The organism is Sapientia aquatica (assembly GCF_004358105.1).
Classification (GTDB): domain Bacteria; phylum Pseudomonadota; class Gammaproteobacteria; order Burkholderiales; family Burkholderiaceae_D; genus Solimicrobium; species Solimicrobium aquaticum.
The window spans coordinates 305,734-319,232 of sequence record NZ_SMYL01000003.1; the positions used below are offsets into that span (position 1 = coordinate 305,734).

A 13,499-nucleotide genomic window follows, 5' to 3' on the forward strand; every position below is an offset into this window, starting at 1 on the left:
CGACTATGCTTAAAATTTTAACCATCGAAGACGATCCAGTGACAGCCGAGGAAATTGCATCGGAACTGCAAGCGCATGGTTACGAGGTCGAGATTGAACACGATGGCCAGAGTGGCTTACTCAAAGCCAGCAGCGGCAAGTTTGACGCAATCACACTTGATCGAATGCTGCCCAATCTCGATGGATTAAGCATAGTGAGTCAACTACGCGCACAAGGCATCAACACACCGGTGCTGATGATTAGCGCCTTAAGCGATGTCGATGAGCGCATCCGAGGCTTACGCGCGGGTGGAGATGATTATTTGACCAAACCTTTTGCAGTTGACGAAATGGCGGCGCGCCTAGAAGTTTTGCTGCGTCGGCGTCAGACGCCGCAATTAGTCATTACCTTACAAGTTGCCGATTTAACGATGAATTTGATGGAGCGCAGCGTTTTGCGTGGCACGGAATATATCGAATTGAAAACGACCGAATTTCGCCTATTAGAATATATGATGCGTAATTCGAATCAAGTACTCACCCGCTCGATGATTTTTGAAGCAGTCTGGAATTACCATTTCGATCCGTACACCAATTTAATCGAAGTCCATATGACCCGCTTGCGCAAGAAAATTAACCTACCCAATCTTCCCGCACTAATCCATACCGTGCGCGGCTCTGGCTATTTGCTTGGTCAACAATGAAAGCCACGCTACTCGATCATTGGCGTATATCAATTTTCCGCCTGGCGATTTTGTATGGCTTGGTTTTCACCATCGGCAATATCGCCTTGATGGGTTTAATTTATTGGCAGACATCGAGTTATTTAGTGCATCGCATTGACGACAGCATTATGACGATGTCGGGCAACTTTACAAATCTCACACCCGAACAAGCCAAACAACAAGTGCACGAAGCTTTGCAATTCGATTTACGCAAATCGAATTTATATGCGCTCTTTAGTTCAGACGGCAGCGTCATCACCGGCAATATGCAAAGTTTGCCGGAACATGTTCCGATTGATGGAGCAATACACCAATTTCCGCATCTAGGCATTCCGCCGTACTTATCCAGTTCAAATCAATCACAACGCATCGATGGTTTAGCGCGCGCGAGATTTCAGCGATTATCGAACGGCAGCATTTTGGTTGTTGGACGCGATTTTACGCAACTAGCTGAAATTAAAGGCATTATTTTGCGGGCCTTAATCGGCAGCGGTTCAGCCATATTAATTATCGGACTGCTCAGTGGCTTTGCCTTTAGCATTCGACCTTTGCGTCGCATTAATGCCATCCGCGCGACCAGCACAAAGATAATGCAAGGTGAGTTAAGTTTACGCATGCCTGTCTCAAGCCGGCAAGATGAACTCGATATGTTGTCCGGCATTGTCAATCTAATGCTGGAAGAGATTGAACGCCTACTCAACGAAGTCAAAAGCGTCACTGACACAGTAGCTCACGATTTGCGCACACCGCTGACCCGCCTGCGCTTAACGCTTTATCGCGCACAACAACTACCCAGCAACGACGCTCAGCATCAATTATTAGATAGTGCGCTCACCGAAACAGATAGTTTGTTGCGCCGGTTTAGGGCCTTATTACGCATCTCCGAAATCGAAAATCGCCAACGCAAATCGGGATTCAAGCAAATTAACTTGCCCGAAATCCTCACTCAGATCCTTGAGCTGTTTGAGCCATTAGCAGAGGAAGCACAAGTCGCATTGACGTTCGAGGGAAATTGCAGCCGCACCATCTATGCTGACCCAGATTTATTGTTGGAGGCGCTGAGTAACCTGATCGATAACGCAATCAAATTTACCGATATTGGCGGATCAGTCCACATTCTTATTTCAGAACCCAACGGGGTCGTGCAGATCGATATTACCGATACCGGCTGCGGCATTCCCCCGGCGGAGCGCGCAACAGTCCTGCTGCGGTTTCACCGCAGTATGTCCAGCCAAAACCATCAACAAAAGGAAGGCTTTGGATTGGGTTTAAGTATCGTCGCGGCGATTCTGCGACTGCATAACTTTGGCCTAGAATTTAAAGATAACGCAGTAGGAACTCATGTCAGAATTACTTGCGCCAACGACTCAGTCCAAAATAACGGATGAAAAATGAGCCTAATCAACATCCCAGATCGAGGCTTAAAAGCTGCTCTGGGATGCATAAAGAGCAGAAATTAAATCTTGTAATCAATCCCCAAAGTTAGACCTGTGGTGCTAGCCTTATTAGTTGCTGCGCCTTGGAACTGAGTTGGATCGCCGCCCCATTTATTGTGGTCGACTTCCAAAAACACTAAGGTCTTTTTAGAGAATTTATATTCCGCAAAACCAATCACTCGCTTGATGTTGGCTTCGGGTTTTGCATTCGCGCTCCAACTACGATCGACATTGTAATAACCCAATGTTAAATCAATGGCAGAGGTGGCTGCGTAGGTGGTACCGATCGACGCCACATTAGTTTTGATCTGTGTTGACGTCGTGCGATCGGCAGTGCTGCTGCTATAGTTTCCAGCGATTTGCCAATCACCCAACGTATAACGACCACCGACTGTGTAATCGGTTAATTTCAACGTGTCATTAATGTTGTTGAGATCGAGATAAGCCGCCGACAAAACCAAACCATTATCGTGGTAAGTCAATGCGCCCTGCTCGCTTGAACCTGCTGCGCTTGAGCCGCTCACGCCACCAAACGAATAAACCAGCGTTGCAGTGACTGGGCCTATATCTTTAATGTATTTGATCGCGTTATCTTGGCGCTGCATCGAATCATTTCCGGCATTGCCAACACCGTAATACGTCGCAGCCGAACTCACTAACGACGCAGAGTTGAGTGACGTAAATTGCAAATTTGGATTGAACGCAGTAAAACGACCGCCAATGGCATCAATGTCATCGATTACATCGCGCGCCGCATTTTGTTGGCGTCCCAATACAACACGACCAAACGGAGTTACCAATCCAATAGTGGCCTGGCGCTCAAACAACTTATTGGCAGTGGTCGCTGAAGCATCTTTGCCCGCACCAAGATTGGGATTTACGCTACCAGTATTGGCGTATAAATCGCCTTCCAAGGTAAATAAGGCTTGATATCCGCCGCCTAAATCTTCGCCGCCTGTAATACCAAATCGACCGGAGCGGTCCACCCCATTGGCCAAACCCGAGGTACTGCCATTAGTAGCCGACGGTGACGATGTCGCCGATATTCCCAAACCTTCGGAATAGCGAGTACCCAGATCGACAACGCCGTAAATTGTGACCGCATTTGTTACCACTGGCGGCGCGTTGTTCTGAGAAATTTCTTGTGCGAAAACGAGGTGTGAAACCGCTGTACTAAGCGAGATTATTGCGAGTGCAAAAGTGCTTTTTTTAAAATTCATTATTCTTCCCATTAGATTTGGCCGAGTCGTTAAATGGTTGACTAGGCGACAGATTTAATAGGTTAACAGTCCGCGTTTTTTTACAAAACGAATTGTTTCACGCTTCGATATGTGAAAAATGAATTTAGGAAATCCGATGACTCGCAATAAAAAAGCCGCTCAATGTTTCCATTGAGCGACTTTTAAATTTCAACCGCAGCAGCGAGTGCTACGGCATCGCACTACATCATTCTAATTAAATTAGAACTTTGTACGCATACCAACAGCGTAGATGTAGTTGTTTGCGTTGTACACCAATGACGAGTAGTTATCGCCTTTGAGTTGTGTGTACATCAAACCAGCATATACGTCTGTACGCTTAGTGAAGTGGTAGTCAGCTAACAATGAATATGCATAGATATTGCCATCAGCTTGAGTCGAGTAAGCAACGCCAGTTGTAGCGTTAGTTACTTTGTTTGGTGCGCCAGCTGTCAAACCAGTGTAATCAGCAGATGCTTTTGGGTTGATGTCGTAGAAACCAACAGCCAAGTTAAATGCTGGAGTGAAGTTGTAATCACCACCGACCCAGATGATGTTTGTTTTCTGATCAGCAGCACCGAAGTCTGGTGAAGTTGCAGCAACAGCTTTGGTAGTCAAAGTTGCAGCGATCGCAGCAGTTGCTGGGTTACCGATTGGGAAACCGTAGTAGCTTGTTACGCCCAAAGATGCTAATGAGTTCGATGGTGCTTTTAATGTGTAGCTTTCGTAGCCAGCTTTAACTGTTGCATCGCCGAATGCGTACTTAGCAGCAACCATGTAACCTGTAGTGTTGTAGTTAGTTACGTTTACATCACCTTGGATTGCACTGTTAGCGCCTTTTAATGTATCTGTAGCCGCTTGATAAGCTGCTTGGATACCAAAGCCGTTAGCATTGTAGCCGCCTGTGAATGAGTAGCCTGAACCCGCAGTTTGGTTAGCAGACAAGCCGCCAAATTTGTACATTGCACCTAAGTTGAAATCGCCAAAAGTGTTGCTGTACTTGATGCTGTTATCTTGACGTGTGTTTTCGGAGATACCAGAACCACCACCGTATGTACCAGAGAAGCCCAATGGTGAGAACAACTGAGCCAATTGAACTGGATCGTAAGTAACAACGAGGTCATAGAAGGCTGAATTGTTGCGACCAACAGTGATCTTACCTAATGAGCTGTCTTGCAAACCAACAAAGGCTTGACGGTTGAATAATTGACCGTTCAATGAGGAGTTAGCAGATACTGTGCCGGAAGTTGAGTTGCGGTTGTTTGCCAATGATGCAGCAGCATTGTTCAAACCACCTGTTGGGAGGTTGATACCGGATTCCAATGTGAAGATAGCTTTCAAACCACCGCCTAAATCTTCAGTACCGCGAATACCAAAACGTGAATCTTGGATACCGCCGTTGAACAAGCCACTTACTGAATTGTTCACTGCTAATTTAGTAGCGCTAACTGGGTTAACAGTTGCTGGGAAGTTTGAATCAGCGCTCAATGAGTGATTCACAGTTCCCATTGCAACGTCTAATACGCCATACAATTCTACTGATGAACCATTGGTAGATTGTGCAAATGCGTTTGCAGCAAATAACATTGCGATACTAACGCCGATGATTTTCTTGTTCATTGTTCGTCCTTTTGGGTTTGATGAGTGGGTAATCCGAAAACTAATGTTACAAATGCGTAACCAACTTGTATCGATTACGATTTGCTTATTGTTGTAAATAACTGAGCAAACTACAACCGATGATTAACGTGGAAAACTGACTAAATTAAAACTTCACTGTCCGTTTTCGCCCTTTGTGACAGGGTCAATCCGGCCTTTGCTTTAACAAGGTTGCACTATAATAACGAATAATTACAGCTCTATGACATGTGCGTTGCAACAAAACAACAATTACTTTTCAGAAAAACAATACTCACCAAACGCATAAAACTAATTACAAAACGATAATAACCAAGCTCGCACACGCAATAATTAAAGGAGTGAATTGTGTCAGATTGGTGACAAAGATATTGCCGCATGGAAATTTCAGCTAGAGAATCAACAATCTACTAACTTGCGGCGTCGCAGCATTTAGTCACGCGGCTTCTTTGTCATAATTAATAAATCGCCGCCTTTTCACTTCAATTCGCTTAGGTAATTTTTAACAAAAGTTAACGTTTTCTGTTACATCTGAAACATTAAAGGTGTTGTTTTTTCGTAGAAATTAAAAAAAATAAATTCAGCAAACTTGATGAATATTTCATCGGACATGAAATATTTGGGTGCTTTGCCCAACAAAAAGAGTCAGCGGCAACGATAAATGGGCAGCGCGAGCAAATGGCGACGCATATTGCTGCCAAAAATACCGGTTCATTTTTCGCCTATTTGCTATTTATTTGCCAATTAGTGGGCTTTGTCCCAATTTAATCCAACTCCCACCTCGGCCAACAGCGGCACTTGCAGACTGGCGACTTGCGCCATTAATTCGGGCAGTTTTTGTTTTACTAACGCCAATTCATCTTCTGGCACCTCTAATACCAATTCATCGTGCACCTGCATAATCATTTTTGATTTCAGTGTGCTCGCCTCTAGCCAATTTTCCACCGCAATCATGGCGAGCTTGATTAAGTCCGCGGCTGTGCCCTGCATCGGCGCATTAATCGCTGCCCGCTCAGCGCCTTGGCGACGCATGCCATTGGGCGAATTAATTTCTGGCAGCCACAAGCGACGACCAAACACCGTTTCAACATAACCTTGCGCCTTGGCGGCAATTTTGGTTTCCGCCATGTATTGCGCCACGCCCGGATAACGACTGAAGTATTTATCGATGTAACTTTGCGCGGCAGCTCTCTCGATGCCGAGATTGCCAGCCAAACCAAACGCGCTCATTCCATAGATCAAACCAAAGTTAATCACTTTGGCGTACCGACGCTGCTCGCTGCTAACTTCGGCGCTGGCAATACCGAAAATTTCGGCTGCGGTGGCGCGATGGACATCTTCACCTTCGGCAAACGCACGCAATAAACTGGCATCGCCCGAAATATGCGCCATGATGCGTAGTTCGATTTGAGAATAATCGGCCGAGACGATTACGCTGCCCGGCGGGGCAATAAACGCTTCACGAATACGTCTACCTTCGGCGCTGCGGATTGGAATGTTTTGCAAATTCGGATCGTTGGAAGCCAATCGCCCGGTTACCGCCACCGCTTGGGCGTAGTTAGTATGAACCCGGCCAGTGCTGGGGTTGACCATTTTTGGCAACTTATCGGTGTAGGTGGACTTGAGCTTAGCTAGGCCGCGGTATTCCAACAGCACTTTGGGCAAAGGGTAATTTTCTGCTAATTTTTGCAGCACTTCTTCGTCGGTAGAAGGCGCGCCGGACGGGGTTTTCTTCACGACCGGTAATTGCAGCTTGGTGAAAAATATCTCGCCCAATTGTTTCGGAGAATTCAAATTGAACGGCTGCCCTGCTAATTCATAGGCTTGGTTTTCAAGTTCTAATAGCCGTGTTCCGATTTCATTGGATTGAGTGGCTAACAAACTGGTATCAATTAATACGCCATTGCGCTCGATGGTTTGCAGCACCTGCGCGGTGGGTAGTTCAATTGCACTATATATATAGCGCAGCTTTTCATCGTGTTCGATATTGGTCGGATACATCGCTTGGTGCAACTGCAGTGTGATATCGGCATCTTCGGCGGCGTAATTGGTCGCGGCCACCAAATCAACTTGGTCAAAGCACAGTTGGTTGACGCCTTTGCCGCACACATCTTCAAAGCTGATCGTTTTGCGCTCCAAATGGCGCATCGCCAAACTATCCATATCATGCGATTTGTGCGATTCAAAAACGTAGGATTCTAATAAAGTGTCGTGCAATACGCCGCGCAAGGTTACGCCATGGTTGGCGAAAACATGACTATCGTATTTCAAATTTTGGCCAACTTTATGGCGATTAGCGTCTTCCAGCCAAGGCTTTAGCTCACTTAGCACATAGTCACGCGACAACTGGGTCGGCGCATCTGGATAACGATGGGCCACCGGAATGTAGGCCGCATGCCCCACTTCGCCGCAAAGACTAATGCCAACTAACTGTGCGGTCATCGGTTCCAAGGAAGTGGTTTCGGTATCGACGGAGGTGAGCGGCGCCTGTTGGATTTTGTCCAGCCAACGCGCCAAGTCTGCTTCGGTTAGCACAGTTTCATAATTAGTCGCCACCGGTGCTTTGGCGGGTGCTGCTTTATGCGGGGCAGCTTGGTCAAACAAATCGGCGTTAGTAGGCGTCTCTTGCACACCAATTGCCGCTTGAGCTTCGCGCAACCAGCTCTTAAATCCGTAACGTGTATAAAAATCGATCATGCCTAAGGCATCTTCTGGCCGTGCGGTAAGCGACTCGGCAATGCCTTGACTGTGTTGCGTCAGATCGCAGTCGGTTTTAACAGTGACTAACACCCGCGCTTGCGGCAGCCAATCTAGGGCTTGTCGTAAATTCTCACCCACCACACCGCCAATATCCTTGGCATTTTGCATTACGCCGTCGAGCGAGTCGTATTGCGTTAGCCATTTGACCGCGGTTTTCGGTCCGACTTTAGCAACACCGGGTACGTTGTCCACTGTGTCGCCAATCAAACTTAAATAGTCCACGATGCGATTAGGCGGAACACCAAATTTGGCGATCACACCGGCAACATCGAGCTTTTCATTGGTCATCGTATTAATTAGCGTCACGTCTTCATTGACCAATTGTGCTAAGTCCTTATCGCCCGTGGACACAATGCACTTGAAGCCTTGCCGCACCGATTCCACCGCCAACGTACCGATCACGTCATCGGCTTCCACACCCTCGACCATCAAAATCGGCCAACCTAAATGTCGTACCACCTCATGAATCGGCGTGATTTGCGCGGCTAAATCTTCTGGCATGGATGGACGCTGAGCTTTGTATTCCGAATACAAATCATCCCGAAATGTTTTTCCTTTTGCATCGAATACACAGGCCATGTATGCTGCCGGATAGTCAGCGCGCAGGCGGCGCAGCATGTTGATCATGCCGTAAATGGCGCCAGTTGGTTGTCCTGCAGCGTTGCGCAGATCGGGCATGGCATGAAAAGCGCGGTATAAATAGCTGGAGCCATCAACAAGCAGTAGAGTTTTTTGCATAAGATTTTTGAACAAGGTAACGGATGAACGAGAATAGAAAAAATATTTTGAAGCTGCGCCAAGTCACTGACAAACAGCGGGCGACAGCAATAAAAGCCAGTGAGTCATGGAATTTGCTGACGATTATGGCAGAATTTATCGAGTCCACCGAACGTTTATCAGAAGTTCGCCCGGCGGTGACGATCTTTGGGTCGGCGCGCACCAAGCAAGACGATCCGTTTTATATCAACTGCCTCGATTTATCTAAACGCTTATCGGACGAAGGTTTTTCGGTCATTTCGGGCGGTGGTCCCGGCATTATGGAAGCGGCCAATAAAGGCGCATTCGACGGCCCTTCGGCTTCGATTGGCTTAAATGTTGAGTTACCGCACGAGCAGGTGCCAAACAAATACCAAAATATTTCGATCTCGTTCCGCCACTTTTTCGCGCGCAAAGTCGCGTTTGTGAAATATGCGGATGCCTACGTTATTTATCCAGGCGGCTTTGGCACCTTAGACGAAATGAGCGAGGCACTCACACTGATCCAAACCGGCAAGTCACGCCGCATCCCGGTTATTTTGGTCGGCACCCAATTTTGGCGCGGCTTGTTAGATTGGCTGCGCAGCTCCCTGTTGGGCAACAACATGATTGCCGAGCAAGACTTGGAATTAGTCCAATTGATCGATGAGCCCGCCAATATCGTGGATGCGATTTTCGCTTTCTACGAAGCATTAGATATTGAAAATACCACCGACGAATTGCATCGGCTTCTGTAAAACCAAATCGCGGCGTGTCTGGCAACGCCGCGAAAAATCTAGTTAAAAGCGTCATCCCGCACGAAGAGCTTTGCTACAATGCCGCATACTGCGGTCGAACATCTTCATTGCCCAACATGTTTCATCACCCATACTTATCATGATAACAACGCTCAAATCCTTATTCGCGCTCACTTGCTTTTGTGTTATCAACGCAACCACCGCACTGGCGCAACAATCGCCCTCCGACGTACCACCGCGTATGGATAAATTGGACGAAGTCAGCGATCCGGCAGTGACCAACACAAAAAAAGCGGTCACTAAGCAAACCGAGCAAACAACCCAAACTGGCGAGCAAACCGAAGTAAAAGTCACGAACGGCGTTGGCACCTATATCGTCAAGCCCAACCAAAGCGTTGGCAATTCGTTACCGGGCGATGCACAAAGCAGCAGCAATCACGCGGTCCAATGGGTCGTCAAAAGCTGGGGCGGAAGCAAAAGTACCGAACCCAAAGACAACGAACCCGAAGTCTTACCTCCTAACCCAAATCCTTTGCCGCCGCAAAAATAACTCTCTCTAATCCAGCTTATATTTATCTCATGGCAGTTTTTACTCCGGTCACACTGACCGAACTCAGCGCGTGGTTGCAACAATTTTCGCTAGGAAGAGCGCATTCCATCAAGGGAATCTCTTCTGGAATCGAAAACAGCAATTTTTTCATCACTACCGATTCCGGTGAATTTGTACTGACGATTTTTGAAAATCTCAGTTTTGAGCAATTGCCGTTTTATTTGCACTTAATGGATCATTTGGCACAGCGCGGCATTTTAGTCCCGGCTCCGGTGCCGAATAAGGCTGGCCACTTAGTCACCGCCTTGCACGGCAAACCCGCTTCGATCGTCAGTAAATTAGTCGGTGAAAGTCAGCTCAGTCCTGTTCCAGTTCATTGCGCTGAAGTGGGTACGATGCTGGCTAAAATGCATTTGGCTGGACAAGATTACGCCATCAAACAAGAGAATTTGCGCGGTTTGTCATGGTGGGTCGAAACTGCACCTAAGGTCATGGGATTTCTCAATGACGATCAACAGCGCTTGCTCAGCACCGAATTAGCACAGCAGCAGGATTTTGCCGCCAGCCCAACCTATCAAGCATTGCCGCGCGGGCCAGTTCACGCCGATTTATTCCGCAACAATGTCATGTTTAATGGCACCAAACTGACTGGTTTTTTTGATTTTTACTTTGCTGGATGGGACACCTTTATTTTCGATATCGCGGTGACGATCAATGATTGGTGCATTGATTTGAATACTGGCGAATTAGATGCAGCGCGCGCCGATGCGTTAATTAAGGCCTACCAACAAGTCCGACCATTCACCCACGAAGAACAAGCCGCTTATCCAATCATGCTGCGCGCGGCAGCGCTGCGTTTTTGGTTGTCGCGCTTATTTGACTTTTACCAGCCCCGCGAAGCACACATGCTCACTCCGCACGATCCAACTCACTTCGAACGCATTTTACGCAAGCGCTGCGCACAATAATGATGAATCAACTCCCCGCAAACACTGGCTGGCTTTGGGTAAAGCAAGGGTTTGGCTATTTCAGACGGCGCCCGATGGAATTTTCATCGATGTTTTTGGGCTATTTATTTTTAATGCTCATTGTTGGCTTTGTGCCGATTTTGGGGCAGATATTAGCGTTCGTATTTCTTCCCTTGTTCACCCTCGCGTTTATGCAGGCGTGCAGAGAAATTGATCAAGGCAAGCCAGTGCATCCGCGCCTGCTGCTTTATGGTTTTCGCTCACCCCAAGCCGCCAAATTAATGCAGCTTGGCGTGCTGTATTTAGTCGCCGCCATGGTGGCGCTAGGCTCGTCATTTTTGATTGATGACGGCGTATTTTGGCAAGCCATTACAGGTCAAATCCAACTCAACGCCAAGACGGTGGAAGACACCAATATGATTGGTGCGATGTTCTTCTCGTTCTTAGTCTACATTCCCGCATTGATCGCGTTTTGGTTCGCCGGACCACTGATCGCATGGCAAGAAATGCCGCTACTGAAAGCGATTTTTTATAGCTTTTTTGCGTCGGTTCGCTCGTGGCGAGTATTCGTGGTATACGGTTTGTCGTGGTTTGTGGTTGGCGGGTTGTTACCTATGTTTTTCAGCGCATTGATCGCCGCCATCACGGGTAATCCGAACTTTATTATTCTCATCATGATGCCGTTTTCGATGGTGCTCAACATCATTTTGTATTGTTCGTTTTACCCGAGCTATGTATCGGTGTTTGGTCAACCCGCCGATAACGCTGAATCGACAATGTCGTAGCTGTGCGTGATTTCGGCGGTTTTTTCCATCATGATGGACGCCGAACAATACTTCTCGTGCGACAGCTTAATCGCACGTTCTACCGTATTAGGCTTGACGTTACTGCCCTTGACGGTAAAGTGAAAATGCACTTTGGTAAACACCTTAGGATCTTTTTCAGCCCGCTCTGAAGTCAGCTTCACTTCACAGTCGGTAATCGTTTGCCCGCTCTTACGCAGAATCAGAACGACGTCATAGGCCGTGCAACCTCCTGTGCCAAGTAAAACCATCTCCATCGGGCGCGGTGCCAAATTCCGACCACCACCATCCGGCGCGCCATCCATGGCCACTACGTGACCAGATCCGGTCTCTGCTAAAAAAGTCATTCCCGACAAACCCGTCCAACGTACTGTGCATTCCATCGCTTTATTTCCTCACATTAGATAAATTGGGTTTTATTGTAGCCCGAATCAATGAGATGTTTCTTAATAAACATATTTAGGCGAAAAATCGCACCAAAAATAGGCGTTTTATTGCACCAAAATATCGCACTGCACCAAAGCGATTCACCTATGAAAATTACTGAGTTTACCCTCTAAAATGCGCAAATTATCTTGCACCGCACAATGAAAATATGTACACTCATTTTCGTTGGGGTTAGGAACTATTTAGGTAGGTTTTAACACTGGCAAGTTTTGTCTCCTCCGCCTGCAAGGGTGGACTTCAACCCGAAATAGTCTCTATTTCGGGTTTTTTTTGCTCAAAAATACAGCAAAAAGCCATTCATCCCTTGACACTAAGTCTTTGAAAAGATTATACTTTGCGGCTTTCCATCTCGCTTATGGGAAGAACACTACAAGGTTGAGTCCGTTTGGGCGTGTCAACGTTGAACGAAAGTCCAACCCACACACCACAAACGGAACCGCCACACAGTGCACATATTTAGGCGAAATTACTTTATTTAATTAGAAAGTCATCATGAAAACCTTTTCCGCAAAAGCACATGAAGTGCAACGCGATTGGTTCGTGATTGACGCGACGGATAAAATCCTCGGACGTGTTGCCAGCGAAGTGGCACTCCGATTACGCGGCAAGCACAAACCAGAATTTACTCCTCACGTCGACACAGGCGATTTCATCGTTGTGGTCAACGCAGGTAAATTGCGCGTTACTGGTACTAAATCCTTGAACAAAACATACTATCGCCACACTGGTTATCCAGGCGGTATCTATGAGACTAACTTCCAGAAGATGCAAGAACGCTTCCCTGGTCGCGCTCTAGAAAAGGCTGTTAAAGGTATGTTACCTAAAGGCCCACTTGGCTATGCCATGATCAAAAAGCTCAAAGTGTACGCTGAGGCAACTCACCCACACTCTGCCCAACAGCCTAAAGTACTCGAACTCTAAGGAATAGACATGATCGGTAACTTCAATTACGGAACCGGCCGTCGCAAGAGTGCAGTAGCTCGCGTCTTCCTGAAATCCGGCAGCGGCAAGATCGTTGTTAATGGCAAACCAGCCAATGAATATTTTTCTCGTGAAACTGGCTTGATGGTTATTCGTCAACCGTTGGAACTCACTAACCACCTCGAAACTTTCGACATCATGGTTAATGTTCACGGCGGCGGTGAATCTGGCCAAGCTGGCGCAGTTCGTCACGGTATCACTCGCGCATTGATCGATTACGAAGCAACTTTGAAATCAGAATTGTCCAAAGCTGGTTTCGTTACTCGTGATGCTCGCGAAGTTGAACGTAAAAAAGTCGGTCTGCGTAAAGCACGTCGCGCTAAACAGTTCTCCAAGCGTTAATCAAACAACGTCAGAGTTCAGTTGTGCAAAAGCCGCCAAGTTTATGCTTGGCGGCTTTTTTTATTTTACAAAACGTTTTAAATATCCTAATGTTGCTAGGAGGCAAATAGATTTCTATCGGGCCACAATTGCATTTCTT

The 13,499-nt window shown here is 47.0% G+C and carries 12 protein-coding genes; 8 read left to right on the top strand and 4 right to left on the bottom strand.

Annotation, left to right across the window (positions count from 1 at the left end):
• The first annotated feature begins 5 nt into the window (after positions 1-5).
• Together E2I14_RS09065 and E2I14_RS09070 are read left to right on the top strand one after the other, a co-directional pair.
• Complete coding sequence (locus E2I14_RS09065; RefSeq protein ID WP_133327645.1) at positions 6-683, top strand: response regulator transcription factor; 678 nt, start codon at positions 6-8, stop codon at positions 681-683.
• Positions 680-2,092, top strand: a complete 1,413-nt coding sequence (locus tag E2I14_RS09070) for a sensor histidine kinase (RefSeq protein WP_133327647.1) — start codon at positions 680-682, stop codon at positions 2,090-2,092. The genes E2I14_RS09065 and E2I14_RS09070 overlap by 4 nt, the downstream gene beginning before the upstream one ends.
• Positions 2,093-2,160: 68 nt before the next feature.
• Here E2I14_RS09070 and E2I14_RS09075 read toward each other — a convergent pair whose 3' ends face one another.
• From E2I14_RS09075 to polA, 3 genes are all read right to left on the bottom strand, one after another.
• Entirely contained in the window at positions 2,161-3,360 is a 1,200-nt protein-coding gene (locus E2I14_RS09075) for a porin (protein WP_165967804.1), read from the bottom strand.
• 240 nt (positions 3,361-3,600) lie between these two features.
• Positions 3,601-4,998, bottom strand: coding sequence for a porin (locus E2I14_RS09080; RefSeq protein WP_133327651.1), 1,398 nt, complete (start codon positions 4,996-4,998; stop codon positions 3,601-3,603).
• Between the two features lie 762 nt (positions 4,999-5,760).
• Positions 5,761-8,514 (bottom strand): DNA polymerase I, encoded by a 2,754-nt coding sequence (gene polA / locus E2I14_RS09085; protein ID WP_133327653.1) that lies wholly within the window; start codon positions 8,512-8,514, stop codon positions 5,761-5,763.
• 23 nt (positions 8,515-8,537) lie between these two features.
• Between polA and E2I14_RS09090 the strand changes: the two genes are divergently transcribed.
• The 4 genes from E2I14_RS09090 (at position 8,538) to E2I14_RS09105 (ending at position 11,572) form a co-directional block, all read left to right on the top strand.
• Complete coding sequence (locus E2I14_RS09090) at positions 8,538-9,269, top strand: LOG family protein (protein WP_133327655.1); 732 nt, start codon at positions 8,538-8,540, stop codon at positions 9,267-9,269.
• A 139-nt stretch (positions 9,270-9,408) separates the two neighbouring features.
• Positions 9,409-9,819: a hypothetical protein gene (locus tag E2I14_RS09095; RefSeq protein ID WP_133327657.1), complete on the top strand. Its 411-nt coding sequence runs from the start codon at positions 9,409-9,411 to the stop codon at positions 9,817-9,819.
• A 29-nt stretch (positions 9,820-9,848) separates the two neighbouring features.
• Positions 9,849-10,787: a homoserine kinase gene (locus E2I14_RS09100; protein ID WP_133327659.1), complete on the top strand. Its 939-nt coding sequence runs from the start codon at positions 9,849-9,851 to the stop codon at positions 10,785-10,787.
• Positions 10,787-11,572 (top strand): BPSS1780 family membrane protein, encoded by a 786-nt coding sequence (locus E2I14_RS09105; protein WP_319945923.1) that lies wholly within the window; start codon positions 10,787-10,789, stop codon positions 11,570-11,572. The genes E2I14_RS09100 and E2I14_RS09105 overlap by 1 nt, the downstream gene beginning before the upstream one ends.
• Here E2I14_RS09105 and E2I14_RS09110 read toward each other — a convergent pair.
• Positions 11,536-11,973 (bottom strand): OsmC family protein, encoded by a 438-nt coding sequence (locus E2I14_RS09110; RefSeq protein WP_133327661.1) that lies wholly within the window; start codon positions 11,971-11,973, stop codon positions 11,536-11,538. The two genes, E2I14_RS09105 and E2I14_RS09110, sit on opposite strands and share 37 nt — an antisense overlap.
• A gap of 556 nt (positions 11,974-12,529) precedes the next feature.
• Between E2I14_RS09110 and rplM the strand changes: the two genes are divergently transcribed.
• Positions 12,530-12,958, top strand: coding sequence for a 50S ribosomal protein L13 (gene rplM / locus E2I14_RS09115; RefSeq protein ID WP_133327663.1), 429 nt, complete (start codon positions 12,530-12,532; stop codon positions 12,956-12,958).
• A gap of 9 nt (positions 12,959-12,967) precedes the next feature.
• On the top strand, positions 12,968-13,360 hold the full coding sequence (gene rpsI / locus E2I14_RS09120) for a 30S ribosomal protein S9 (RefSeq protein ID WP_133327665.1): 393 nt from the start codon (positions 12,968-12,970) through the stop codon (positions 13,358-13,360).
• Positions 13,361-13,499 lie beyond the last annotated feature (139 nt).